Below are 23898 nucleotides of genomic sequence, written 5' to 3'. Positions count from 1 at the left end.
TTATTCGTTTTAAGAATTAAACATCTTTTCTAGACTGGCTCCCAACGACACCTCATACCGACGATTCAAGGAGCTTTCCATGTCTGCCGTACTTGCTGCTGACCGTTTTGATGCTGCTGCCACCTTGCAGGATGTGCTGAACACCACTGCCCAGGATTTTGAAATTCGTCCCCTGCCACGTGATGCGGGTGCGGTAGGCAATCTGGGGGCAGAAGTGCTGTGGCTGGATTTGTCGCAGCCCATTTTGCAGGAGGATTTTGAGCGTCTGCAGCAGGCGCACTGGAAGCACCATGTGCTGGTGTTCCGTGACCAGCGCATCACCCCGGCGCAGCAGGTGGCCTTCAGCCGTCTGTGGGGGCCGCTGCAGATCCATGTGCTGCACCAGTTCCAGCTGCCGGGCTATCCAGAAATTCTGCAGGTCTCGAACGTGCGCAACGCCCAGGGCCAGCCTGAAGGCCTGGGCGATGCCGGGCTGCTGTGGCACTCAGACCTTTCGTACAAGGAAAAGCCGAGCCTGGGCAGCCTGCTGCATGCGCAGGAATTGCCCAGCGAAGGTGGTGACACCCTGTTTGCCGACCAGCACGCGGCCTATGACGCGCTGCCGCAGGCGCTGAAAAAGCAGCTGGAAGGTCTGCAGGCCGAGCACAGCTACCTGCTGCACTACGAGGCCCTGCGCGCCAAGAGCCCATGGCGGCCCAAGCTGACGCAGCAGCAGATCGACGAAGTCAAGCCTGCCGTACACCCCGTAGTCATCACCCACCCCGGCAATGGCCGCAAGGCGCTGTTTGTGAGCGAGCATTTCACCAGCCGCATTCTGGGCCTGCCTGAAGACGAAAGCCGCGACTTGCTGCAGCAGCTGTTTACGCACAGCGTGCAGCCGCAGTTTGTCTACCGCCACCAGTGGCAGCGGCATGACATGGTGTTCTGGGACAACCGCTCCGTGCTGCATCTGGCTACGGGCACGCCCGAGCATCTGCGCCGCAAGCTTTACCGCACGACGGTGGAAGGCAGCAAGCTGCAGGCTTAGACCCGCTCACACAAGCCTTGATACGTCGTTGCTCAGCCTTGTCGTACTAGTTGTACTGCCTGCGGCTTCGCGCCTCGTCTCAATCGCAAACCTTTGGTTTGCTGGCTTGTGTAAGCGGCTCCTGCGTCCCAAGAAGCAACCCACCACTTTATTTATGAATTGATAGCTGCCCACGCAGGTGCGATGGGCGCTAGGGGCTGTTTTTGCCCTGATTCCCAGATACAAGGAGATTCCCATGTCATGGTTCAAAGGTCTGCGCCGTCGCACGGCGGTGCTGGCACTGGCAGGTTTGTCGGCGGCCGCTGTGCTGCCCACCGCCCACGCCAAGGAAGGGCAGCTGCGCATTGCCCAGCAGTTCGGCATCGTCTATCTGCTGCTCAATGTGGCGCAGGACCAGCAGCTGATTGAAAAACACGGCAAGGCCCAGGGCGTGGATATCAAGGTGGACTTTCTGCGCCTGTCCGGCGGTGCGGCCATCAATGACGCGCTGCTCACGGGCGAAGTCGATATTGCAGGGGCTGGCGTGGGCCCGCTGTTCACCATCTGGGACCGCACCAAGGGCCGCCAGAACGTCAAGGGCGTAGCTTCGCTGGGCAACTTCCCCTATCTGCTGGTGAGCAACAACCCCGATGTGAAAACGATTGCCGACTTCACGGACCAGGACCGCATTGCGCTGCCTGCTGTGGGCGTGTCCGTGCAGTCGCGCATTCTGCAGATGGCTTCGGCCAAGCTCTGGGGAGATGCGCAGTACAACAAGCTCGACAAGCTGCAGGTCGCACTGCCACACCCTGAGGCAGCGGCGGCCATCATCAAGGGCGGCACGGAAATTACGGCCCACTTTGGCAACCCGCCTTTCCAGGATCAGGAGTTGGCTGGCAACCCGCAGGCGCGCGCAGTGCTCAACTCCTATGACGTGCTGGGTGGCCCAGCGGCAGCTACCGTGCTCTATGCCACCGAGAAGTTCAAGAACGAAAGCCCCAAAACCTACCGCGCCTTTGTGGATGCGCTGGATGAAGCGGCAGCCTTCGTGCGCAACAACCCCGAGCAGGCGGCAGACATCTATCTCAAGGTCAGCGGTGCCAAGCAGGACCGCCAGCTGGTGCTGGACGTAATTCGCAACCCGCAGGTGGAATTCACCGTGCAGCCCCAGCGCACGCTGGAGCTGGGGCAGTTCCTGCACCGCGTGGGTGCCATCAAAAACCAGCCGACCCAGGTGTCTGACTATTTCTTTGACGACCCGCGTGTGTCGGGCGGCAACTGAGTGAACAGGAGCAAGGCCATGCAAGCATGGGTGCAAGGATTCAAGCAAGCCAGCCAGCGCTTCTGGCAGCAGCTGGCCGCGGAGCTGGAAGGTGGTGCAGCACTGGCCGCAGGCCCGCAGCGCCGAGACTGGTCAGACGTAGCCGCTGTGGCCGCCAGTGTGCAAGCCCCCGCCGTGGCGCGGGTACAGGATGCACCGCGTGACACCGCTGCAGTGCGATCCGCACAGCCGGTGGTGCATGGCAGCCATCAGCCTGTGCCAGCTGCTGTGGCCCAGCCTTTGCTGCAGATTCAGGACGTGAGCCTGGTCTACCGCACGGCCCAGCAGCAGGTGCAGGCCACGCACCGCGTGCGTCTGGATGTGTACGAGGGCGACCGCTTTGTGCTGCTGGGCGCATCGGGCTGCGGCAAGAGCAGTCTGCTCAAGGCGCTGGGTGGTTTCTTTGCACCGAGCGAGGGCCAGATTCTGCTGGACGGCCAGCGCGTGCAGGGCCCGGGGGCAGATCGTGTGGTGGTGTTTCAGGAGTTTGACCAGCTGCCCCCGTGGAAGACGGTGCGCGAGAACGTCATGTTCCCGCTGCTGGCAGCCGGTGGGCTGAGCCGCGCGGAAGCCGGCGAGCGTGCCGATGCCTTCATCGCCAAGGTGGGCCTGAGCAAGTTTGCCGATGCGCACCCGCACCAGCTCTCCGGCGGCATGAAGCAGCGCGTGGCGATTGCACGCGCTCTGGCCATGCAGCCGCGTGTGCTGCTGATGGACGAACCTTTTGCCGCGCTGGATGCGCTCACGCGCCGCCGCATGCAGGAGGAGCTGCTGGCTCTGTGGGAAGAGCTGCGCTTTACGCTGGTCTTTGTGACCCACTCGATCGAAGAAGCACTGGTGGTGGGCAACCGCATTGCCATACTCTCGCCCCACCCGGGCCGGGTGCGGGCCGAGGTCAACAGCCACCAGTTTGACCTGAGCAGCCAGGGCAGTGCCGAGTTTCAGGCCACGGCCCAGCGCATTCACCGCCTGCTGTTTGATGAGCCTGCATCACCCGCGCCTGCGCAGGCAGAGTCACAGACGGCGGACTCCCCGCTATGGGCTGCTACCCCCGTACATCTGTAAATGCGACAAGGACCACCTGCCATGAGCAGTCTTACTTCTTCCAACGCTGCGAACGTGCAGCCACCCGTGCGGCCTGAGTACGAACGCCAGCTGGAATCTCCCGGTGCGCTGGCTGCAGCACAGCCCCTGTCTGTGCCACAGCGCCTGTGGGCGCAGCCTGTGGTGCGGCGCGTAGCCATTCTGGCGGTGCTGGCCGCGCTGTGGCAGCTGCTGGCCACCTGGCAGGACAACGACTTGCTGCTGCCCACCTTTACCCAGACGCTGCAGGCGCTGTGGGAAGGCGTAGCCAGCGGTGAGCTGCTGGACAAGGCCGCCATCTCACTGCAGGTGCTGGTGCAGGGCTATGTGCTGGGCATTGTGGGCGCACTGGTGCTGACCACGCTGGCCGTGTCCACCCAGCTCGGCCGTGATGTGCTCACCACGCTGACCAGCATGTTCAACCCCCTGCCTGCCATTGCCCTGCTGCCGCTGGCGCTGCTGTGGTTTGGGCTGGGGCAGGGCAGTCTGCTGTTTGTGCTGGTGCACTCCGTGCTGTGGCCGCTGTCGCTCAACACCTATGCGGGCTTTCAGGCCGTGCCAGAGACGCTGCGCATGGCCGGGCGCAACTATGGCCTCAAGGGTGTGCGCTATGTGCTGCAGATACTGGTGCCTGCGGCGCTGCCGTCCATTCTCTCGGGCCTGAAAGTGGGATGGGCCTTTGCCTGGCGCACGCTGATTGCGGCCGAGCTGGTGTTTGGCGCATCGTCGGGCAAAGGCGGGCTGGGCTGGTACATCTTCCAGAACCGCAACGAGCTGTATACCGACAAGGTCTTCGCCGGGCTGCTGACCGTGATCGCCATTGGCCTGCTGGTGGAGACACTGGGTTTTCACACGCTGGAGCGCCTTACCGTGCGCAAATGGGGCACGCAGCGTTAAAGCGCGTGGCAAGAGCTAAGGAGCCTCTGCATAACTCGATTTCAAGCGTGATAGTGCTTGAACGAGTGTGATGTTCCCTTGCCCCTGGCACTCAAGATGCCCGCGTTTCGCGGGCATCTTGCTTTTTATGCACCCACACCAGGCTTGGATTGGCTGTTTTTCAGCAAACGGCCACGGGCCATCCACAAGTTCGCCAAGGCAAACAGGGTATGCAATTGCTGCGTGTTCTTTCTCAAGCCTCGGTAGCGAACTTTGACGTGGCCAAACTGACGCTTGATGACTCTGAATGGGTGTTCGACCTTGGCACGGATCCTGGACTTCACCTGCTCAAGCTGCTCTTGCAGGGCTGATATCGGGTGCTGATGATCTAGCGCCTTGCGCTGGCTGCGCTTCATGGCGATATGCCATTGGAATTTGCGCTCAGGTTCTGGCGTTGGCATGTCGGGACGTTTGTCCGCGCCTTGGTAGCCAGCATCTCCATAGCCATCAACCTCTTTTCCATGCAGCAGGCTGTTGGCTTCAACAACATCATTGACGTTGGGGCGTTGTTGCACAAACATCCGATGAACAGCTTGTAAGCTCAGGACATGAGCCACGCCGCAGCTAAAAAACGTTACAAGACCACAAACTGGGCGCAGTACAACGCCTCACTCAAAGCACGTGGCTCGTTGACGATTTGGCTGGATAAGCGCATGACATGGTTTGCCGCAGCCAGCGGCAAACGCGGGCGCAGCCCGAAGTTTTCTGATGCAGCGATTTAGTTTTGTTTGACACTCAAGAACCTGTTTGGCTTGGCGCTGCGTCAGGCAACAGGGTTGGTGGAGTCAGTATTGCAGCTATCAGGTCTGAGCTGGCCAACGCCAGACTTCAGCACCTTGTCCAGACGCCAGCAGACACTCAATGTTCAGATACCTTACACACGCAGCCAAGCAGGACTGCACCTGCTGGTGGATTCAACTGGGATCAAGTTCTTAGGCGAAGGTGAGTGGAAGTGCAAAAAGCATGGAGCAGAGTACCGTCGCCAGTGGCGCAAGCTGCACATCGGCATCGATGCCAAGACACTGCAGATTAGAGCGATCTGTGTGACTTCTAACAACGTCAGTGATGCAGCAGTGATTCCAGATTTACTGGATCAATTGCCACAGGACGAAAAGTTGGAGAGTCTTACTGGCGATGGTGCTTATGACACCAAGCAGGTATACGAAGCAGTGGTTGTGCATGGAGCTACCCCCATCATCCCTCCCCGAAAAAATGCACGAATACGTAAAGGAAGCGTCTTTGTTCAACGCAACGCAGCGATTGCCGCATGCAAGAGAGTGGGCAGGGGAATATGGAAAGCTTGGAGTGACTACCACCGGCGAAGTTTGGTGGAAACGAAAATGAATTGCATCAAACGACTTGGCGAGCGGGTGATGGCAAGAAGCTTTGAGAGCCAGGTGAACGAGCTGCACATCAGAGCAGCCATATTGAATCGATGTACAGAACTGGGTTGTCCTCAGACTGCGGCCGTGGCATAGCCACGGCTGGGCTTGGGGTAGCTCGTTTTAAATTTTATTTACGCACCAGCGCTAATACGAGCATGAGTTGAGTGGTTGTATTTGGTGCAAAATGCGAATGTTTCTCATTTGTAAATATTGCCCGTAGTCTGGATTTTCCCCGGAATCCAGGTCATTGCTACTTTCTCATCTGCGACCTCCTGTGTTTGAGCGTTATTACCGCGAACTGCTAGGCTTTCTCTCCAACAAGGTACGAGATCGCGATGCTGCGTCTGATCTAGCGCAGGAGAGCTTTGCGCGTGTCTATGCCGCCGAGCGCTCGGGCACTGTGGTACGTGACCCCAGGGCCTTGCTCTACACCACTGCGCGCAATTTACTCACCGATCAGTTTCGACGAGGGCAAGCGGGCGGGCAGAGCGTGGCGATAGACGGAGACGATGAAGCTGTTGAGTTGGACAATTTCGCCGGGCCGAGGCAATTTGAGCCCGAGAACGCACTGGCTTCGCGCCAGCGTTTTGAAGCGCTTGCCAAAGTGGTGGACAGCTTGCCGCCGCGCTGCCGCGAAGCCTTTATTCTGGTTAAATTTGACGGTTTGAGCCATGCCGAAACGGCGGCCCGCATGGGCATTGCTGTTAAAACGGTGGAGATGCAGATTCAGATTGCGCTGGAGGCTTGCTGGAGCCACCTGGATGCCAGAGATGGAGATGTTGCAGACTTGCGCGCTCCCAAAAAGCGATCTTCACCCTGCTCCAAAACATGATTGCCGTGCTCTCCCGCCCCACAATGCGATCCCAATTTTTCTATGCAGCTCTAACTACAGGGTTGAAAGTGGTTTGCGCGTCTTCTTTGATGAACCGACTGCCGATATGACGACAACCCCATCTCTTTCATCCAACGACCCGCCACAGCTGCGCCAACAGGTACTGGGCTGGTTGGTGCGCAGAAATGATGCGGGCTGGACAGCGCAGGACGAAACGCTGTTTCAACACTGGCTGAGCGCCGATCCGCGCCACGCCGAGATGTATGCGCAGTGCGATAGCCACTGGGCGCAACTGGATGCCATGCCAGCCGATCTAGTGGCGAGCATGCGCCGCAAGCTGAAAGAGGACAAGGCACCAGCGAGTGCGGCGCGCGTGAAGCACGCCAAGCCCCAACGCGTGCAGGCATCGCGCAGAAGCTTTCTGTTCTGGCCAGCTACCTCCGCGCTCACGATGGCTGCCATCGGTGGCGTGGGCTATATGGCTTGGCAGCATTTGCAGGCGCAGCCGCTGTCGGTACAGGCGTATCAAACGGAACGTGGGCAGCAGCAGAACATCGCATTGTCGGATGGCTCGCACTTGCGCATGGACACCGCCACACGGCTTGAAGTGCGCATGTTCCGCCAGCGCCGCGAAGTGCGTTTGCTGGATGGGCAAGCTGTGTTCGAGGTACAGCACGATGGCCGCCCTTTTCATGTGCTGGCTGCTAGCCACCGGGTGACGGTGGTGGGCACGCGGTTTTCGGTGCGCTATACGCCAGACATTCCGGGCAACGATGGCGTGCAAGTAGCAGTAGAAGAAGGCAAGGTGCGTGTGGCTGCGCTGCGTGAAACGGAAGTGGATGGCGGCAGCTATGACTTGCTGGCGGGCCAGTTGCTCACGGCGGGCCAGCAATTGCAGACAGATGGGCGTGGCGGAGCAGGTGAAGTCACCAACCTGTCTGCCAGTGGCATAGCACCTTGGCGCCAACAGCGTGTTAGCTTTCTCGATGTGCCTTTATCGCAGGCTCTGGCGGAGTTGGAGCGGTACCGCCCCACCGGCTTGGTGGTGCGCGATGCGAAGGTGGCGGCGTTACGGCTGTCTGGCACCTTTGACCCGATGATGGTGAACGCGCTGCACAAGGCGTTGCCACGCGTGCTGCCAGTGCGCCTGGAAGAGCGGCATGGTGTCTCCGAAGTAGTGTCTGATAAATAAAAATAAGAATTTTTCGTATTTGATACAGGGTTTGCTGAAACAGCTGCGTCTTCTCTCATAGGACTTTGTTTTTGGGAGAAGAATTTATGAGCAGCCGACCCTCTCGGCCCCTGCAATCCAAGACCACACTCGTATTGGCCTTGAGTCTGGCATGGAGCACCACGGCATTGCACGCGCAAGCAGTGTCTGCTCCTGCAGCGAGTTCTCGCGCATCTGACACGGCGCAGTCATTTCAGTTGCAGGCGCAGCCTCTGGCGGAGGCGCTGAACCATTGGGCAGGCCAGACGCGCATGCAGTTGCTGGTACAGCAAAACTTGGTGGCGGGCAAGCGGGCACCAGCAGTATCGGGCACGCTGAATGCGCGTGAAGCACTGTCACGGTTGCTAGCTGGCAGCGGGCTGCGCGCGCGTTTTGACGGCAATCTCGTCACCATTGAGCCGGGCTCTGCAGCGCCACGAAGCGAAGCCACTTTGCCTGCGGTGCAAGTGACCGATCGCGCAGAGCAGGAAGTGGCCAATGGTCCGGTGCTTGGCTATGTGGCCAAGCGCAGCAAGACAGGAACCAAGACCGATACGGCACTAATGGAAACCCCGATGACTATCCATGTCGTCTCCAAAGAGCAGATCGAAAACCAGGGCGCGCAGCAACTCACCCAGGCCCTGCGCTACACGCCGGGCTTGTCTGCAGAAATTCGCGGCGACACCTCGCGCTTTGACATGCTGGCGTTTCGCGGCATCGGCGGTGTGTCAGATACGTTTTTGTATCTTGATGGCTTGCGTTTGCCGCGCGGCGCGTCCTACCTCGTTCCGCAGGTAGATATGCACAGCGTGGAGCGCGTTGAAGTGATCAAAGGGCCTGCTTCGGTGATATACGGGCAGGCCCCTCTGGGCGGCATTGTCAGTATGGTCACCAAACGTCCCACCGCAGAAAATTTCAAGGAGGTCTCGCTTTCACTGGGCAGCCACAACCGCAGGCAATTGGCATGGGACAGCGGCGGCGCACTCAATGAGGACGGCAGCTTGCAGTACCGTTTGACGGCGCTGGCACGCAAGGCAGATACCTCCGTACAGTTCAGCCAGGAGGAGCGCATCTATGTCGCCCCGTCGCTGACCTGGAAGCCCAATGCCGACACGCAACTCACCTTGTACGCGCTTTATCAGCACGACCCCAAAGGGGGCTTTTATGGTGTGTTGCCCTCGGCGGGCTCCATCCTGCCCAATCCGAATGGGCAGATTCCGCGCGATTTCTTCGATGGCTCGCCCGATTACAACAAGTTCGATCGCAAGCAGGCCAGCATTGGCTACTCGCTCAGCCATCGCTTTAACGACCAGTGGAGCTTGTCACAGAATATGCGTTACTGGCGCATGGATCTGGAGCAGAACCAGGTGGGTACCTCGGGCTTAGGGGCGGATCAACACACGATTACGCGCTACGCCCAGTGGTCCAAGGAAAAGCTCAACGCCATCAACATAGACACCCATTTGCAAGGCAAATTGCAAACAGGAGACGTCGCGCACCAGGTGTTGGTGGGGCTGGATCTGCAGCATGACCGTTGGCAGCAGACCCAGGGCTTTGGCGGCGCGCCAGGGCTGGACTATCTCAACCCCGACTACGGGCAAGCCATCACCATGCCGGAGGCCTATACCAGCCCGGATCGCAGGCAGAGCCTGATGGGCCTTTATGTGCAGGATCAGATGAAATGGGGCCGCTGGGGCTTGACCTTGGGTGGCCGCTTCGACAACGCACGCGCCAAGAACGACAACCGCCTAGCCAAGACCTATTCTGACCAGAAGCTGCACAAGTTCACCTGGCGCGCGGGTCTGATGCATAACTTCGACAACGGTGTTGCGCCCTATGTGAGCTACGCGACGTCGTACGATCCATCGGTCACGGCCAACCCTTATGGCGATCCGTTCAAACCGACGACCGGCAAGCAGTACGAAGTGGGCGTCAAATACCAGCCGCCAGGGAGGGACGCGCTGTTCACTCTTTCCGCGTTCGATCTGACGCAGCAAAACGTGCTGACGCAGGACCCGCTCTCCAACAAGCCTAATGCCAAGGTGCAAACGGGTGAGGTGAACTCAAAGGGCGTGGAGTTCGAGGCACGTTTCAGCCCGCTGAAGAACCTCAACATCATTGGCGGCCTGAGCTGGATTGACCCAAAGGTGACGCGCAGCAACGGTGCAGACCTGGGCAAGCGCCCCATCACCGTGGCCAAGCAAACCGCTTCCATCTGGGCCGACTATCGGTTGAGTGAAGGTCCGCTCGCGGGGCTCATGTTTGGCGGCGGTGTTCGCCATGTGGGCTCGGCGTTTGCCGATGCTGCCAATCAACAAAAAATTCCGTCCTTCACTGTGATGGATGCCATGCTGCGCTATGAGTTGCGCTATCTGGACCCATCCCTCAGGGGTGCCACGCTGGCACTCAATGTCACCAACCTCGCCAACAAGACTTTCTTCACCTGTAATGGCGTGAACTTCTGCAACTACGGCCCTGGCCGCACCTTCTTGGCGACATTGAAGTATGGCTGGTGAGATGCAAACAATGGATGCATCGGCCCCCATGGACGATGCCAGTAGTCGCCGCGTGATGCTGGCGATGGGCGTCTTGTATGTCGGCTTTGGTGTGCTGGCCGCTCTGCTGCAAGGCGGCTTGCCGCCCGTACTGCGCGCGCGTGGCCTGTCGGTGGCGCAAATCGGCTGGACTTTTGCGCTGTATTTGCCGATTGGCCTGTCCTTTCTTTGGGCCCCTTTGGTTGATCGCATCCGGCTGCCCTTCCTGTCACCACGCATCAGCTGGATCGTGCTCGCGCAATTGTCGACTGTGGCCGGACTGATCGCAGTGGCCATGCTTGAGCACGCGCCGATGGCACTGCTGTTTGGCCTGGGCCTGCTGGTGGCGGTGGCCGCAGCTACCATGGATCTGGCGCTCGACGCGCTCGCGGTGGAGCTGACGAACGCACAGCGCAAACCCATGGCAGCATCACTCAAGCTGGCGGCGCTGGCCCTGGGCTCGATGATTGGCGGTGGTGTCTTTGTGGCGGTGCTTGGGCATATGGGCTGGCAATTCACCTTCCTGTGCGTGGCCGCGCTCATGCTGCTGTCGCTGCTGCCGGTGCTCGGGCTTGTGAAACAGGAGGATCACCATAGCGCAGGCTCGCAATCGCAAGAAAAGCACTGGTTCGCCTGCCTGCGCCAGGCGCATATGCGCCGCTACCTGCTGTTGCTGGTTGTGTGTGCGGGTGTGATCTTTCCGCTCAGTGCGCTCAACCGCGTAATGCTGGTGGATATCCAAGTGCCGATGGAGCACATCGCATGGCTGGTCGGCACTTTGCAACCGCTTGGCTTGGTGGCGATTGCGCTGCTGACCACGCCCTTGATTCGTGGCCTGGGCCACCAAGTTGCGTTGGCACTGCTCGCGCTTGTCGGCGTTATGTGCGTCGGCCTGCTGATTGCCGGGTATGTGCAGGGCTGGCAAACCGTAGCCATCGTCGGCACGGTGGGCATGTCCACCGTGGTGGGCGGGCTGATGGTGGTGTATTCGGCGCTGATTCTGCGCTGGTCTGAAGGGCCGCAGGCCGCCACCAACTACGCCGTACTGTTTTGCGGCACACGCTTGTCCGGCATCGTGATGTCTGTGTTTACGGGCAAGCTCGTCGCAACCATGTCCTGGCCTGTGTTCTACAGCGCTGGCATGGCGGCACTCATTCTCTCCAGCCTCTGGATGCTCAAGCGCTTGCAAAGCGAACGTGAAGCAGCATCACTCGCATGAATCCAAAGAACAAACATCCTATGAATCAAGCTGAAATGACTATCCCCGGACTAGACCCCGTTCTTTTCGATGCCAGCCAGTGGCCGTTGATTTTTGGGCGCTTTCCAGAACTGAGCGAGAGCGACCGCGTCTCGCGCATCCTCGATTCACTGGACGCAATTCTCGCGCTCAAGCAGCCCTTTGTGATGGCCTGGATTCCGCCAAGTCACGACCACGACGACGAACCGCATGAAGATGAAAAGCGCTCGGTGGTCTGGATCAAAGAGCGCAAAGCGGATCTGCGCGCCTACTGCAAAGGCTATCTCTATGTCACGCAAGACGCAGCCTTGCGCGAGCTGCTGGAAGGGCGTTTAAAGCAAGTGCGCAAGATGTATGGCTTTCCCATGCTCGTCGTAGCAGCCTCCAGTGAGGCTGCAGACAAGGCTCAGAGCTTTTTGCGCGGCTGAGACTGCCTGCGCATTGCCACTGGCGCACTACTTGTAGTGGTGCGCCAGCCCAATCCAGAAGTCTTTGTTCATCAGCTGCTGGCTCTCCAGAAACGGGGCGACGATGGCAGGGTCTTCATCGAGTTTGTGCTCATTTTTGAGCAAGGGTAGGCATTTCTGCATGCCTGCGACTGCGCCTTGCAGGGCTGCATTGGCGTAGAGCACAAAGCCCTGCTCGCCCAGTTCATCGGCGTTGAAGTGGTGGTCTTGCCACAAATCACGATATTCATGAGCTGCAGCGCTTGCAGGCGCTGGGGTAGAGCGCGCACTTCTTCAGCCGGGGTGACGGCTTCGACAGACAGAATATTGGCAACGGCTTCCTGAAATTGCCGCGCGCGTTCACCCGTAACGATTTCCTGCAGAGGAACCCGATGCACCGAAATTGCTCCATCTGAACGACTGTTTGCTGACCCTGAACCGTCACTCATCTCGAAAATCTGAGCGGCGTCATCCGCTGCATACCTGACTTTTACAGATGGATCCAAGAAAACCACGCGCGTCTACGAAACCAATAACTATCTGCCCTACCACACCGACCCCTCCGACGTAGTGGGCCTGCTGTGCGTGCGCAAGGCCCGTGAAGGCGGCCTGTCCAGCCTGGTCAGCGTGGGCGCGATCTACAACGAAATCCTGCGCCGCCACCCCGAGCTGCTGGGCCTGTACTACCGCCAGTGGTACTGCGCCCACCTGTGCGTGGAGGGCGATGCACCGGGCCTGACGCCCATCTTCAGCTACCACCAGGGCAAGCTGACCTGCCGCTATCTGCGCCAGTATTTCGAGCTGGGCCATGAGCAGGCTGGCCTGCCTTTGTCGCCGGTGGAAGTGGAGGCGCTGGACCTGTTTGACGAGGTCATCCACCTGCCCGAGCTGCGTCTGGACATGATGCTTGAGCCCGGCGACATGCAGTTCGCCAACAACTACGCCGTGCTGCACTCACGCAATGGCTTTGAAGACCATGATGACCCCGCCCTGCGCCGCAAGCTGCTGCGCCTGTGGCTCAAGATGCCCAATGCCCGTGAGCTGGCACCGGAGTTTCCGGGGCGCAATGGGTTTCCGGCGCCTGCCGCTGAGGCATTGGCTTAATATTTCTTTTATGCGTTGAATCTGCTGTTTAGGCAGGTTGGATGAGGGCACTCAGCTATGGATAGGTGAGTGCCTTTTTTGTTTTGTGCTTCTTGGTTGGTGGCTTCTGTGTGTTTGTTTGCAGAGGCCGGGTCTCGGCTCGGCAGCCGAGTTCCTTTTTGTGCGCGACAAAAAGCTACTCGCCCGCCGGTGCGACGAGCCGGCCTCTGTCATCAAACGCGCCACGGCAGCTGAGCATCAACAAAAAAGTAGCGGCTAGCGCTTGTATATATTGGATTTCAGATAGTTTTCTATCTGAAGCCCTTGTCTATCCAGCGCTAGCCGCTTTGATTTTTGTAGAGCGGTTTAGAAACGTGGCAAATCCGGATGGCTGATCTGCCCGCCACGCACCAGCATCTTGCCGTACTCGGCGCAGCGGTTATGGGTGGGAATGACCTTGCCGGGGTTGAGCAGACCCAGCGGGTCAAATGCGGCCTTGAGGGCAAACATCTGGTTGTTTTCTTCCGTGGTGAACTGCGTGCACATGGAGTTGAGCTTTTCTACGCCCACGCCGTGTTCGCCCGTCACTGTGCCACCCATGGCCACGCTGGTTTCCAGAATGTCGGCGCCGAACAGTTCGCAGCGGTGCAGTTCGTCGGGGTCGTTGGCATCAAACAGAATCAAGGGGTGCAGATTGCCGTCACCTGCGTGGAAGACGTTGGCGCAGCGCAGGCCGTATTTCTTTTCCATGTCCTGAATGGCGAGCAGGATGTCGGCCAGGCGCTTGCGCGGGATGGTGGAGTCCATGCACATATAGTCCGGGCTGATGCGGCCGGAGGCTGGGAAGGCGTTCTTGCGGCCACTCCAGAAGCGCATGCGCTCTTCTTCGCTGTTGCTCACGGCAATGGCGGTGGCCCCTGCGGCGCGCAGCACCTCGCTCATGCGGCCAATTTCTTCTTCCACTTCTTCGGGCGTGCCGTCAGATTCGCACAGCAAAATGGCCTCGGCCGTGAGGTCGTAGCCTGCTTTGACAAAGTCTTCCACGGCAGCGGTCATGGGCTTGTCCATCATCTCCAGCCCGGCGGGGATGATGCCTGCGGCAATCACGGCGGCCACGGCGTCGCCCGCTTTGCGCACATCGTCAAAGCTGGCCATGATGCAGCGCGCCAGCTGGGGCTTGGGGATGAGTTTGACGGTGACTTCCGTCGTCACGGCCAGCATGCCTTCGCTGCCGATCAGCGCCGCCAGCAGGTCGTAGCCGGGCACGTCCAGCGCGTCAGCGCCAAATTCCACGGGCTCACCTTCGATGGTGAAGCCTTTGACCTTGAGCACGTTGTGCACCGTCAGCCCATATTTGAGGCAGTGCACGCCGCCGGAGTTTTCAGCCACGTTGCCGCCAATGGTGCAGGCAATCTGGCTGCTGGGGTCCGGTGCGTAGTACAGGCCGTAGGGCGCTGCGGCCTCGCTGATGGCCAGATTGCGCACACCGCACTGCACCACGGCCGTGCGGCTGTACGGATCGACTTTGAGGATCTGGTTGAACTTGGCCAGCGATAGCGTCACGCCCATGGCGTGCGGCATGGCCCCGCCAGACAGGCCCGTGCCCGCACCGCGCGCGACCACGGGCACCTGCAGCGCATGGCAGGCTTTGAGCACGGCCTGTACTTGCTCGTAGGTCTCAGGCAGACAGACCACCAGCGGGCGCTGGCGGTAGGCCGTGAGGCCATCGCACTCGTAGGGTGTGGTGTCTTCGGCATGCCACAGCAGGGCGTGTGCTGGCACGTGCTGGGACAGGGCTTGCACCACCTCGGCCTGGCGGGCGGCGCGTTCGGAAAGGCTGGCAGTCGTCATGAGCGCTGACTGTAGAGCAAGCCCTGCCCAAACGCTGTGATTTTTCTTGCAAGCCTGTGTGAAAGTCTGACGTGGTTATTTAAAAAATATAGCTGCTAGCGCTTGCTGGATGGGCGATAGAGGCTGTTTTTATGATGAATCTACAGGCTCAGGCTGCCTGCAGCATTTCGTCAAACTGGGCGTTGAGCTTGGCTTCGATCTGGTCCTGGAACATGGCGGCCAGAAAGCCGAGCTGGGCCTGCAGGCGCAGCCGGGTCTCGGTCACGTGCAGCTGGCCTTCAATGCCATTGCCTTCAAAGTGCAGCACGTCCTGCTGGTCCCCCGCTTCATAGCGGCATTGCACGCCAAATTTGTCGCTGGCTTTGCTGGCCCAGGTCTGGGCATGTTGACGCACCACGGGCAGGCCCAGCGCATGCTGGCGTTCAATCAGGATTTGGGACACAGGTCACACCTCAAAGCAGAAGAAAAGGGCCTGCATCATAAAAGCAGCCCGGTGGCTGCATACACTTAGGGCCTGGTTCTTGACACACAGGCATGCGCTATGGATTTTTTGACTTGGATTATTGTGGGCTCCATTGCCGTCTATGTACTGCAGGGTGTGGAGCACCGCCGCCGCGTGCGTCTGCTGGGCTCGCATCTGGCTCCGACCCAGATCGAAAAGCTCATGGGTGGGCTGATTGAAGGCTATATGCGTGCGCTCGATGAAAAAGATCCCGAGCGCCAGAAGCAGGTCTGGGCCATTCTGGACAACAGCGAAAAGACCCTGGCCGATCAGCTGCAGCGCCTGGCAGACTCTTTCGGCAAGGAAAACGCCGAAGACACACGCGTGAGCACCTTGCCGCTGGCGCTGCCGTACTTTGACCGCCTGCTGCCTGCCTACACCTTTGACATGCGTGAAGCGCTGCGCATGCACGCCCATGCCGTGCGTGAAGCCTGCGCACCGGACGATGTAGACATGGCTACACGCAAGCGCATGGCCTACACCATGACAGCCGAGCTGTTGCTGCTGCAGCACACCTGCCACTGGTTCTGCAAGTCGCGCACCATTGCTTCCATGCGCCTGATGGCTCGCCAGAAAACGTCTTATGAGCAGGTGCTCCAGTCTGTTTCGCCCAGCACCCGCACGGCCTATGAGCGTCTGGTAGGCAAGGTCTAAGCGCTGCCCCACAAGAAGCGAAAAAATCTTTCAATATTGGGTGTTCAAGCGTATTGACGTCAGCCAGCGCCGGTTTCAACAATGGGGGCATGAACAACATGCTCACCTCACTGGAAAAGCGTTTGGCGGGGCTGCCTGTCCGTGTCACGGTGGAGTTGCCAAACGGTCAGCACCTGGGCCCCGAACAAGGGGATGTTCGGCTCAGCCTGCGTTCGCAGGCCGCGCTGCTGGCCTTGAGCCAGGGGCAGATTGGCACGCTGGCTTCCGCCGTGGTGGAGGGCTGGGTCGATCTGCAGGGCAGCATGCGCGACATCATGGCTGCAGCCAGTGCACTGCTGCACAGTGACCCCGTAGGAAGCACGGCTCCGCGCTGGAGCACCCAGCTGGTGGAGCGCATGCGTTCCATGGCCCTGCACACGCTTGAGCGTGACGCCATGCAGGTGCAGTACCACTATGACCTGTCTGATGCGTTCTACGCGCTCTGGCTGGACCCGCTGCGCGTTTACTCCTGTGCCTATTACCGAGAGCCAGACATGACGCTGGCACAGGCCCAGGAAGCCAAGCTGGACCACATCTGCCGCAAGCTGCGCCTGCAAGCCGGTGAACGGCTGCTGGACATTGGCTGTGGCTGGGGTGGCCTGATCGTCTGGGCGGCGAAGCACTATGGCGTCAAGGCCAAGGGCATTACGCTGTCGCGCAACCAGCACCAGTATGTGCGTGAGCTGATTGCCCGTGAGGGCTTGCAGCAGCAGGTTGAGGTGGCGCTGTGTGACTACCGGGAGCTCAAGGATGCGCCGTTTGACAAGCTGGTGTCCGTGGGCATGTTCGAACATGTGGGGCGTGTGAACCTGCCTGCGTATTTCGAGGCCGTGCGCCGCCTGCTGCAGCCCGGCGGTCTGGCGCTGATTCACGGCATTACCGCTGGGGGCACGCGCAATCGCCAGGTGGGGGCAGGCATGGGGGATTTTATCGGCCGCTACATCTTTCCGGGCGGAGAGCTCATGCATGTGAGCGCAGTGCTCAACGACATGGCCGATGCCGAGCTGGAGATGGTCGATACCGAGAACCTGCGCCCTCACTACGCACGCACGCTCTGGGCCTGGTCGGATGCACTGGAGGCGCAGCTGGATACGGCGCTGCAGGTGCTGTGCGAGACGCTCCACCGTGAACAGGCCGAGCGTTCCCTCAAGGCCTACCGGCTGTATCTGGCTGGCTGCGCCATGGGGTTTGAACATGGCTGGACTGCGCTGCATCAGATGTTGGCCACGCATCCTGATGGGATAATGAGCACCGGAAGTCTGAGGGGGGCACAATCACAGTACCCATTCCACCGCGACTACATGTACACCAAGGGATAACGACCATGGCCTATACCTTTCAATCTCGTGCAACGGCAGACCTGATCATGCTGGCCGCGACCGGCAAGTACATTCTGGAGCTGCTGGGTAAAACGCCTGGTGAGCCCGGCATCGTGACGGTAGAGCAAATCCCTGAAGCGCTGCGCACGCTGGAGCAGGCCGTGCAGGAGGATGACGCACGCCGCAAGCAGCTGCAGACCATGCAGCAAAGCGAAGACGGCAACGATCGCGCCCAGGCAGCGGCGATGTCTGCACAGCTGGGGGCCATCAGCCTGCGTCAGCGCGTGGCACCGCTGGCAGACATGCTGCGCCGCAGCGCTGCTGAAGGCAAGGATGTGACCTGGTCTGTGGCTGCAAGCCGATAGCTATAGGGCCTGCACCAGACAAAAAAACCGCTCCGCCTGATGGCTGGAGCGGTTTTTTTTATGAGGGAGCAGAGCCGTGATCAGTCTGCAAACTGGCCGTTGGCCTTGATGACTTCACCCCAGGTGGCGATTTCCTTGGCAACGAACTTCTTGTGTTCCTCAGGCTCGACGCGCTGGTCGTTCACCACGATAGCGCCCAGGCCTTCCTGCTTCTTGATGAAGTCAGGGTCCTTGACGGCAACTTTCAAGGCCTCATTGATGGTCTTGAGCACCTCGGGTGGTGTGCCCTTGGGTGCGTACAGGCCGTGCCAGATGGTGACGTTGAAGTCCTTCAGACCTTGCGAATCCAGCGTGGGCAGATCCTTCAGGGCGGGCACCTTGAGAGGCTCCAGTGTGGTCACGCCATAGGCCTTGACCTTCTTGGCCTCAATCTGTGACGTGGTGTTGGTGGTCTGGTCGCACATCAGGTCGATGGTGCCGCCCATCAGGTCGGTAATTGCCGGGGCTGCGCCCTTGTAGGGCACGGGCGTCATGGGCACATTCAGTGCGCTCTGGAACATCAGACCGCACAGGTGGCCGGCCGAGCCCAGACCCGAGTGACCCAGGTTGATGTTTTCCTTGTCCTTGTTGATCAGCTCACGCAGTTCGGCAAAGTTGTTCGCTGGCAGGTTGGGGCGGCCAATGACGGTCATGGGCACATCGTTGACGATGCCCAGGAATTCAAAGTCCTTGAGCACGTCGAACGACAGCTTGCGGTAGAGCGTAGGCATGGTGGACATGCCAATGTGGTTCACCAGCAGGGTGTAGCCGTCAGGGTTGGCATTGGCGACCTTGGCGGTACCGATGGAGCTGCCTGCACCACCCAGGTTTTCAATCACGATGGTGGCATTGAGTGGCTTGCGCATGGCTTCAGCCAGGTCGCGTGCGACACGGTCTGTAGGGCCGCCTGCGGCAAAGGGCACGACAAAGGTGATGTTCTTGTTGGGGGCGGGGTAGTTCTGGGCAAAGCTGCCTGTTGCGGTGGCAGCGGCGGCAAGTGCGATGGCTGTGATTGCAAACGTTTTTTTCATGCTGGATCTCCTGAGTATTTATAGGAACTCGTGATGCTAGGCATGGGGGTGTCCTGGGGGATTAGAAGAAACCCGCATGCAACTGGCAAAAAATTCTATGAAGGCTTCAGGCTTGCTCCAGCGCAAAAAATCTGGATGGCATGCTTGATGTTTATTGTTTTTATCTGTTGCTAATTATTGCTGTGAGAGGGTTTGTTTGCGGGCTTCTTGGCTTAAGTGCTGCAGGTGCTTGCAGAGCATCGGTAGCGCGAAAAGCGCTTGCACCAGCACAGGAAGACATGTTCCTTTTGCATGGTGAAAGTGCCTTGTCGTATTGTAAAAATTGCTACTGGTAGCTGCGCTGATCGTCAATCACTTTTCCGTCGTTGGGCAAGCTGCCGGGCAGCACCAGTTCGACCTCCGCGCGCAGCTTGGTCACATCGCGCACAGCGTCGGCAATGCGCAGCGCCAGGCCTTCAGCGGTTTCTAGGGTTTCGACCTGCAAGCTCATGTGGTCGCTGGCCATGGCTCCCGTGACCACAAGCCGCGCTTTGAGCACTTGCGGGAAGCGCTTGATGACTTCGGCCACTTGGCCGGGCTGCACAAACATGCCGCGCACCTTGGTGGTCTGGTCGGCACGCCCCATCCAGCCTTTGATGCGGGTGTTGGTGCGGCCTGTCGGGCAGCTGCCAGGCAGGACGGCGGACAGGTCCCCCGTGCCAAAGCGAATCAGCGGGTACACGGGGTTGAGGGTGGTGATGACCAGCTCTCCGACTTCGCCTGCCGCGACAGGCTCGCCGGTGCCCGGGCGCACGATTTCCACAATCACGTTTTCATCCAGCACCAGACCTTCGCGTGCCCGGGTTTCGTAGGCAATCAGTCCCAGATCCGCCGTGGCATAGCACTGGTAGGCCTCTACACCCTGCTGCTGCAGCCACTCGCGCAGCGAAGGGGGGCAGGCCTCGCCACTGACCAGTGCCTTGCGCAGGCTGGGCAGGGGTGTGCCCAGCGACTGGGCTTTTTCCAGAATCAGTTTCAGAAAGCTGGGCGTGCCGATATAGCCTGCAGGCTGAAGCTCGGCAATGGCCTGCACCTGCTGTTCTGTCTGGCCAGTGCCGCCCGGGAAGACGGTGCAGCCAATGGCGTGTGCGCCGGTTTCCATCATGGAGCCAGCAGGCACAAAGTGGTAGCTGAAACTGTTGTGAACCAGCTCACCGGCGCGAAAGCCCGCAGCATAGATGGCACGCGCCATGCGCCAGTAGTCACGCTGCGTACCTTCTGGCTCGTAAATAGGGCCGGGGCTGGCAAAGACGCGAGGCATCCGGGGGCCAAAGCTGCAGGCGTTAAAGCCGCCAAAGGGGCTGGATGCGCGCTGTGCTTTCTGGCGCTCCAGCAGCTCGTACTTGCGTGTGACAGGCAATTGCGCCAGTGCTTCACGGCTGCGGATGCTGGATGCATCCACGCCCTGCAGAATCTGTGCAAAAGCGCTGGAGCTGTGCTGGGCATGGGCAATTTGTGCAGGCAGCGCAGCCATGAGTGCCGCTTCACGTGCTTCGGGGCTGCGCAGTTCCAGATCGTCGTAATACTCAGACATTGGGTCCTTCCAGGTTCCGGGGGGGCCAAAGCGCTCAGGCCAGCCAGCGCTTGCGGCGTTTGTAGCTCTTGACGTCGCGGAAGCTCTTGCGTTCGCTGCCGCCAACGCCCAGATAGAACTCCTTGACGTCTTCGTTGCTGGAGAGGTCTTTGGCCGTTCCATCCATCACGATGCGGCCACTTTCCATGATGTAGCCGTAGTCGGCGTATTTGAGCGCCATGTTGGTGTTCTGCTCAGCGAGCAAAAAGGTCGTGCCTTCCTTGGTGTTCAGGTCTTTGACGATGTTGAACACCTCTTCCACGATCTGAGGTGCCAGACCCATGGAAGGCTCATCCAGCAGCACGACGCTGGGGTTGCTCATGATGGCGCGGCCAATCGCGCACATTTGCTGTTCACCACCCGATGTATAGGCCGCCTGCGAGCTGCGGCGGGTCTTCAGGCGTGGGAAATAGGTGTAGACCTTGTCCAGGTTGGCGGCGATTTCGCCCTTGTTCGTGCGGGTGTAGCTGCCAGTCAGCAGGTTTTCTTCAATGGTCAGGTGGGCAAAGCAGTGGCGCCCCTCCATAACCTGCACCACGCCGCGTTTGACCAGGTCTGCGGGAGAAAGGTTGTGAATGGCTTCACCGCGCAGCTCAATGCTGCCCTTGGTGACTTCACCGCGTTCACCCTTGAGCAGGTTGGAGATCGCGCGCAAGGTGGTGGTCTTGCCTGCGCCGTTGCCACCTAGCAGGGCCACAATGCCTTTTTCTGGCACCTGCAAGGAAACGCCCTTGAGCACCAGAATCACGTGGTTGTAGATAACCTCAATACCGTTGACAAACAGAATGGGTTGCGGGTGCGCAGAAGTTGGAAGTGCACTCATGACTGCCTCGATAGTTATGCCGGGGCAGGGGACTGTCCCGGTCTGGGATCCAACACAGTGGCCAGATCGCTGCTGTGGAGGCTGCGCCATCACGCATGGGGCAGCCTCCATGCGCGATCACTGCACCTTGCTGCAATCACGTCGGGCAACCTTTTTTTCGGTTGCGTACTTGTCCGCGTACTCCTTGACCAGTTCGCCCACGATGGCCTGGTCGGCCTGGTACCAGTCAGAGACGACGTTGAACTTGCTGCCATCCCACTGGGCAATACGCTGCCAGTCTTCGCCCAGGTGGTTGTCGCAGCTGGTCTGGATGGGGCGTACGATGTCCTTGAAGCCCAGCTCGGCCAGACGCTCCTCGGTCAGGTTCAGGTTTTCCAGGCCCCAACGTACCTGCTCAGGTGTTACAGGTTTGCCCTTGCCAAATTTTTCCTGGGCCGTGCGAATGGCCTCCGTCTGCAGCATCGCAATCACCATGCCGCGGGTGTGTGCCAGCTGCCCCAGAATGCCTGCATTGGCGGAGCTGCCCTGGCCCTTGTCGTAGATCTCTTTCTTGATCTCGTCATGCACGGCACCGCGTGCAGCCGTGTTATGGATGGTCACGGTGTTGTAGCCCTTGGCGCCTTGACCGATCTCCTTCACATCATGGTCAGAACCACCCCACCACACGGCATAGATCTTGTCGCGTGGGTAGCCGGTGGACTGGGCTTCACGCACGGCGGTAGGCGTCATCACGCCAGCACTCCACAGCAGCACATAGTCGGGGCGCTGCTGGCGTACCTGCAGCCAGGTGGACTTCTGCTCCACGCCAGGGGCGGTCACAGGCAGCAGCATCAGCTCAAAGCCTTCCTTGGCCGCACGCTTTTGCAGCAGTGGAATGGGTTCTTTGCCGTAGGGGGAGTCGTGGTAGACCAAGGCAATCTTCTTGCCTTTGAGTGAGCCTTTTTCCTTTTTCAGGATGTCCTGGATGATGGCATCCGCTGCGGTCCAGTAGGTGCCCAGCAGTGGGAAGTTCCACTCGAACACCGAGCCATCTACCGCTTGCGACAAACCATAGCCGGGGGTGATGACTGGCATCTTGTCGTTAGGCGCACGGTCTGTGACGGCAAAGGTGATGCCGGTGGACTGGGTGTCAAAGCCAGGAGCGCCGCCGTTGGCCGCCTTCATGCGCTCGTAGCATTCCACGCCACGTGCGGTGTCATACGCGGTTTCGCACTCTTCGTACTTGAGCTTGACGCCATTGATGCCGCCCTTGGCATTGACCAGCTTGAAGTAGTCCAGCTTGCCATCTGCCCATGGCACTCCCAAAGGAGCAAACTGCCCTGTGCGGTAGACCATGACGGGCATGTACTGCTCCTGGGCCATGGCGCTGGTGGCCATCAGGCCCTGGGCACCTAAGATCGCCGCTGCAGCGGCCACGACGCGGTGTTTCCATTGCATGCTTGTCTCCTTTGTTTTCCGGTTTTTTGCAGTCATGAAAAGCCACCTCTTCGGGTGGAGGGTTAGCCCCTTGCGGGGAATCTTGCTCAATGCGGGAACGGCCAGATACGCAGCTTCTGGCGCGCGGTGCCCCACAGGCGTGCCAGACCGTGTGGCTCCACAATCAGGAAGAACACGATGAGGCCGCCAAAAATCATGTGCTCCAGATAGGTGGCGGCAGCTGTGGACAGGGGCAGACCCAGCCAGTGCGGGATGTGTGTCAGTGCCAGGGGCAGCAGCACGAAGAAGCCTGCGCCAAAGATGCCGCCAGCGATGGAGCCCAGGCCGCCGATGATGATCATGAACAGCAGCTTGAAGGACATGTCCAGACTGAATGCGGCAGGCTCCCAGGAGCCCAGGTGCACAAAACCCCACAGTGCACCGGCGACACCGACGATGAAGGAGCTGACGGCAAAGGCGCTGAGCTTGGCGTAGATGGGGCGGATGCCGATCACGGCAGCGGCTACGTCCATGTCGCGCATGGCCATCCACTCACGGCCGATGGCACCTCGCACCAGGTTCTTGGCCAGCAGGCCCAGCACGCACAGGAAGATCAGGCACAGCAGGTATTTGTCCATGGGGGTGTTGATGTGCCAGCCCAGGATGCTGAGCTTGCCTGCACTGACCGAGCCTGAAGAGGAGTGGTTGGTCACCCATGCAGCGCGGCTGGCCAGCCAGTCCATGAAGAACTGGGCGGCCAGAGTGGCCACCGCCAGATACAGGCCGCGAATGCGCAGGCTGGGAATGCCGAACAGCACACCAAAGAACATGGCGACGACACCGCCCAGGATGAGGGAGAGAATGAGCGGAAAGTCGTCAATGCGGGCCTGCAGGTTGTAGGCGGCATAGGCGCCCACGGCCATGAAGGCACCCGTGCCCAGCGAGATCTGGCCGCAGTAGCCCACCAGCACGTTTAGCCCAATGGCGGCCAGCGACAGGATCACAAAGGGGATCAGAATCGCCTGGTACACATAGTCAGAGGCCAGCATGGGGACCAGCACAAAGGCGGCCGCAATGATCAGAAGAATGCCGATGCGATCCTGCCGGATGGGAAACAGCTGCTGGTCTTCGCGATAGCTGCTTTTGAACTGTCCATTTTCACGATAAAGCATTG

At 59.8% G+C, this 23898-nt stretch carries 20 protein-coding genes and 3 pseudogenes; 14 read left to right on the top strand and 9 right to left on the bottom strand.

Annotation, left to right across the window (positions count from 1 at the left end):
• The first annotated feature begins 79 nt into the window (after nucleotides 1–79).
• The 4 genes from F7P80_RS02910 to F7P80_RS02895 all read left to right on the top strand — a co-directional run bounded on the left by F7P80_RS02910 (nucleotide 80) and on the right by F7P80_RS02895 (nucleotide 4307).
• Nucleotides 80–1027, top strand: a complete 948-nt coding sequence (locus F7P80_RS02910) for a TauD/TfdA dioxygenase family protein (protein ID WP_151042574.1) — start codon at nucleotides 80–82, stop codon at nucleotides 1025–1027.
• 235 nt (nucleotides 1028–1262) lie between these two features.
• Nucleotides 1263–2288, top strand: coding sequence for an ABC transporter substrate-binding protein (locus tag F7P80_RS02905; RefSeq protein ID WP_151042572.1), 1026 nt, complete (start codon nucleotides 1263–1265; stop codon nucleotides 2286–2288).
• 18 nt (nucleotides 2289–2306) lie between these two features.
• Complete coding sequence (locus F7P80_RS02900) at nucleotides 2307–3392, top strand: ABC transporter ATP-binding protein (RefSeq protein WP_151042570.1); 1086 nt, start codon at nucleotides 2307–2309, stop codon at nucleotides 3390–3392.
• 21 nt (nucleotides 3393–3413) lie between these two features.
• Nucleotides 3414–4307: an ABC transporter permease gene (locus F7P80_RS02895; RefSeq protein ID WP_151042568.1), complete on the top strand. Its 894-nt coding sequence runs from the start codon at nucleotides 3414–3416 to the stop codon at nucleotides 4305–4307.
• A gap of 125 nt (nucleotides 4308–4432) precedes the next feature.
• Here F7P80_RS02895 and F7P80_RS02890 read toward each other — a convergent pair.
• Nucleotides 4433–4846: pseudogene (locus F7P80_RS02890) on the bottom strand (transposase); the annotation flags it as partial.
• A gap of 48 nt (nucleotides 4847–4894) precedes the next feature.
• Here F7P80_RS02890 and F7P80_RS02885 point away from each other — a divergent pair.
• The 6 genes and pseudogenes from F7P80_RS02885 to F7P80_RS02860 all read left to right on the top strand — a co-directional run bounded on the left by F7P80_RS02885 (nucleotide 4895) and on the right by F7P80_RS02860 (nucleotide 11972).
• A pseudogene (locus F7P80_RS02885) lies at nucleotides 4895–5824 on the top strand (IS5 family transposase).
• A gap of 181 nt (nucleotides 5825–6005) precedes the next feature.
• Nucleotides 6006–6563 carry an RNA polymerase sigma factor gene (locus tag F7P80_RS02880; RefSeq protein ID WP_151042566.1) on the top strand — a complete coding sequence of 186 codons (558 nt, stop codon included), beginning with the start codon at nucleotides 6006–6008 and terminating at the stop codon, nucleotides 6561–6563.
• Between the two features lie 106 nt (nucleotides 6564–6669).
• Nucleotides 6670–7755 carry a FecR family protein gene (locus tag F7P80_RS02875; RefSeq protein WP_151042564.1) on the top strand — a complete coding sequence of 362 codons (1086 nt, stop codon included), beginning with the start codon at nucleotides 6670–6672 and terminating at the stop codon, nucleotides 7753–7755.
• Between the two features lie 86 nt (nucleotides 7756–7841).
• The gene (locus tag F7P80_RS02870) at nucleotides 7842–10289 is read left to right on the top strand and encodes a TonB-dependent siderophore receptor (RefSeq protein WP_151042562.1); all 2448 of its coding nucleotides are present in this window, start codon (nucleotides 7842–7844) and stop codon (nucleotides 10287–10289) included.
• A gap of 10 nt (nucleotides 10290–10299) precedes the next feature.
• The gene (locus F7P80_RS02865) at nucleotides 10300–11526 is read left to right on the top strand and encodes an MFS transporter (RefSeq protein WP_211371985.1); all 1227 of its coding nucleotides are present in this window, start codon (nucleotides 10300–10302) and stop codon (nucleotides 11524–11526) included.
• Nucleotides 11523–11972 (top strand): hypothetical protein, encoded by a 450-nt coding sequence (locus F7P80_RS02860; protein WP_151042558.1) that lies wholly within the window; start codon nucleotides 11523–11525, stop codon nucleotides 11970–11972. Before F7P80_RS02865 ends, F7P80_RS02860 begins: the two co-directional genes overlap by 4 nt.
• A gap of 27 nt (nucleotides 11973–11999) precedes the next feature.
• On the opposite strand, the pseudogene F7P80_RS02855 reads toward F7P80_RS02860, so the two are convergent.
• Nucleotides 12000–12352: pseudogene (locus F7P80_RS02855) on the bottom strand (carboxyvinyl-carboxyphosphonate phosphorylmutase); the annotation flags it as partial.
• A 121-nt stretch (nucleotides 12353–12473) separates the two neighbouring features.
• Here F7P80_RS02855 and F7P80_RS02850 point away from each other — a divergent pair.
• Nucleotides 12474–13094 (top strand): TauD/TfdA family dioxygenase, encoded by a 621-nt coding sequence (locus F7P80_RS02850; protein ID WP_151042556.1) that lies wholly within the window; start codon nucleotides 12474–12476, stop codon nucleotides 13092–13094.
• A gap of 345 nt (nucleotides 13095–13439) precedes the next feature.
• Here F7P80_RS02850 and F7P80_RS02845 read toward each other — a convergent pair whose 3' ends face one another.
• Nucleotides 13440–14924 (bottom strand): FAD-linked oxidase C-terminal domain-containing protein, encoded by a 1485-nt coding sequence (locus tag F7P80_RS02845; protein ID WP_151042554.1) that lies wholly within the window; start codon nucleotides 14922–14924, stop codon nucleotides 13440–13442.
• Nucleotides 14925–15072: 148 nt separating this feature from the next.
• Nucleotides 15073–15366 (bottom strand): polyhydroxyalkanoic acid system family protein, encoded by a 294-nt coding sequence (locus tag F7P80_RS02840; RefSeq protein ID WP_151042552.1) that lies wholly within the window; start codon nucleotides 15364–15366, stop codon nucleotides 15073–15075.
• 99 nt (nucleotides 15367–15465) lie between these two features.
• Here F7P80_RS02840 and F7P80_RS02835 point away from each other — a divergent pair, with 99 nt between their 5' ends.
• From F7P80_RS02835 to F7P80_RS02825, 3 genes are all read left to right on the top strand, one after another.
• A complete protein-coding gene (locus F7P80_RS02835; RefSeq protein WP_054067172.1) occupies nucleotides 15466–16080 on the top strand; it encodes a hypothetical protein in 615 nt (204 codons plus the stop codon).
• A gap of 89 nt (nucleotides 16081–16169) precedes the next feature.
• Entirely contained in the window at nucleotides 16170–17438 is a 1269-nt protein-coding gene (locus tag F7P80_RS02830; RefSeq protein WP_151042550.1) for a class I SAM-dependent methyltransferase, read from the top strand.
• Between the two features lie 5 nt (nucleotides 17439–17443).
• Complete coding sequence (locus F7P80_RS02825) at nucleotides 17444–17803, top strand: DUF1840 domain-containing protein (RefSeq protein ID WP_151042548.1); 360 nt, start codon at nucleotides 17444–17446, stop codon at nucleotides 17801–17803.
• An 80-nt stretch (nucleotides 17804–17883) separates the two neighbouring features.
• Here the strand turns inward: F7P80_RS02825 and F7P80_RS02820 are convergent, their stop codons facing one another.
• The 5 genes from F7P80_RS02820 to F7P80_RS02800 all read right to left on the bottom strand — a co-directional run bounded on the left by F7P80_RS02820 (nucleotide 17884) and on the right by F7P80_RS02800 (nucleotide 23896).
• Nucleotides 17884–18873 carry a tripartite tricarboxylate transporter substrate-binding protein gene (locus F7P80_RS02820; protein WP_151042546.1) on the bottom strand — a complete coding sequence of 330 codons (990 nt, stop codon included), beginning with the start codon at nucleotides 18871–18873 and terminating at the stop codon, nucleotides 17884–17886.
• A gap of 325 nt (nucleotides 18874–19198) precedes the next feature.
• A complete protein-coding gene (locus F7P80_RS02815; RefSeq protein ID WP_151042544.1) occupies nucleotides 19199–20446 on the bottom strand; it encodes a phenylacetate--CoA ligase family protein in 1248 nt (415 codons plus the stop codon).
• A 34-nt stretch (nucleotides 20447–20480) separates the two neighbouring features.
• Nucleotides 20481–21308, bottom strand: a complete 828-nt coding sequence (locus F7P80_RS02810; RefSeq protein WP_058879980.1) for an ABC transporter ATP-binding protein — start codon at nucleotides 21306–21308, stop codon at nucleotides 20481–20483.
• Between the two features lie 117 nt (nucleotides 21309–21425).
• Nucleotides 21426–22745: an ABC transporter substrate-binding protein gene (locus F7P80_RS02805; protein WP_054067189.1), complete on the bottom strand. Its 1320-nt coding sequence runs from the start codon at nucleotides 22743–22745 to the stop codon at nucleotides 21426–21428.
• A gap of 86 nt (nucleotides 22746–22831) precedes the next feature.
• The gene (locus tag F7P80_RS02800; protein ID WP_054067177.1) at nucleotides 22832–23896 is read right to left on the bottom strand and encodes a branched-chain amino acid ABC transporter permease; all 1065 of its coding nucleotides are present in this window, start codon (nucleotides 23894–23896) and stop codon (nucleotides 22832–22834) included.
• Between the last annotated feature and the right edge of the window lie 2 nt (nucleotides 23897–23898).

It is taken from the genome of Comamonas kerstersii, from assembly GCF_008801935.1.
In the GTDB taxonomy this organism is placed as follows: Bacteria; Pseudomonadota; Gammaproteobacteria; order Burkholderiales; family Burkholderiaceae_C; genus Comamonas; species Comamonas kerstersii.
The sequence above is the reverse complement of the archived record's forward strand: the minus strand, read 5'-3'. Positions and strand labels throughout refer to the sequence as shown.

Bases quoted from the DNA above. Each gene is read 5' to 3' on its own strand.
- F7P80_RS02910 (WP_151042574.1), top strand. From the start codon at position 80: ATGTCTGCCGTACTTGCTGCTGACCGTTTTGATGCTGCTGCCACCTTG.
- F7P80_RS02905 (WP_151042572.1), top strand. From the start codon at position 1,263: ATGTCATGGTTCAAAGGTCTGCGCCGTCGCACGGCGGTGCTGGCACTG.
- F7P80_RS02900 (WP_151042570.1), top strand. From the start codon at position 2,307: ATGCAAGCATGGGTGCAAGGATTCAAGCAAGCCAGCCAGCGCTTCTGG.
- F7P80_RS02895 (WP_151042568.1), top strand. From the start codon at position 3,414: ATGAGCAGTCTTACTTCTTCCAACGCTGCGAACGTGCAGCCACCCGTG.
- F7P80_RS02875 (WP_151042564.1), top strand. From the start codon at position 6,670: ATGACGACAACCCCATCTCTTTCATCCAACGACCCGCCACAGCTGCGC.
- F7P80_RS02870 (WP_151042562.1), top strand. From the start codon at position 7,842: ATGAGCAGCCGACCCTCTCGGCCCCTGCAATCCAAGACCACACTCGTA.
- F7P80_RS02865 (WP_211371985.1), top strand. From the start codon at position 10,300: ATGGATGCATCGGCCCCCATGGACGATGCCAGTAGTCGCCGCGTGATG.
- F7P80_RS02860 (WP_151042558.1), top strand. From the start codon at position 11,523: ATGAATCCAAAGAACAAACATCCTATGAATCAAGCTGAAATGACTATC.
- F7P80_RS02845 (WP_151042554.1), bottom strand. From the start codon at position 14,924: ATGACGACTGCCAGCCTTTCCGAACGCGCCGCCCGCCAGGCCGAGGTG.
- F7P80_RS02835 (WP_054067172.1), top strand. From the start codon at position 15,466: ATGGATTTTTTGACTTGGATTATTGTGGGCTCCATTGCCGTCTATGTA.
- F7P80_RS02830 (WP_151042550.1), top strand. From the start codon at position 16,170: ATGAACAACATGCTCACCTCACTGGAAAAGCGTTTGGCGGGGCTGCCT.
- F7P80_RS02825 (WP_151042548.1), top strand. From the start codon at position 17,444: ATGGCCTATACCTTTCAATCTCGTGCAACGGCAGACCTGATCATGCTG.
- F7P80_RS02820 (WP_151042546.1), bottom strand. From the start codon at position 18,873: ATGAAAAAAACGTTTGCAATCACAGCCATCGCACTTGCCGCCGCTGCC.
- F7P80_RS02815 (WP_151042544.1), bottom strand. From the start codon at position 20,446: ATGTCTGAGTATTACGACGATCTGGAACTGCGCAGCCCCGAAGCACGT.
- F7P80_RS02810 (WP_058879980.1), bottom strand. From the start codon at position 21,308: ATGAGTGCACTTCCAACTTCTGCGCACCCGCAACCCATTCTGTTTGTC.
- F7P80_RS02805 (WP_054067189.1), bottom strand. From the start codon at position 22,745: ATGCAATGGAAACACCGCGTCGTGGCCGCTGCAGCGGCGATCTTAGGT.
- F7P80_RS02800 (WP_054067177.1), bottom strand. From the start codon at position 23,896: ATGCTTTATCGTGAAAATGGACAGTTCAAAAGCAGCTATCGCGAAGAC.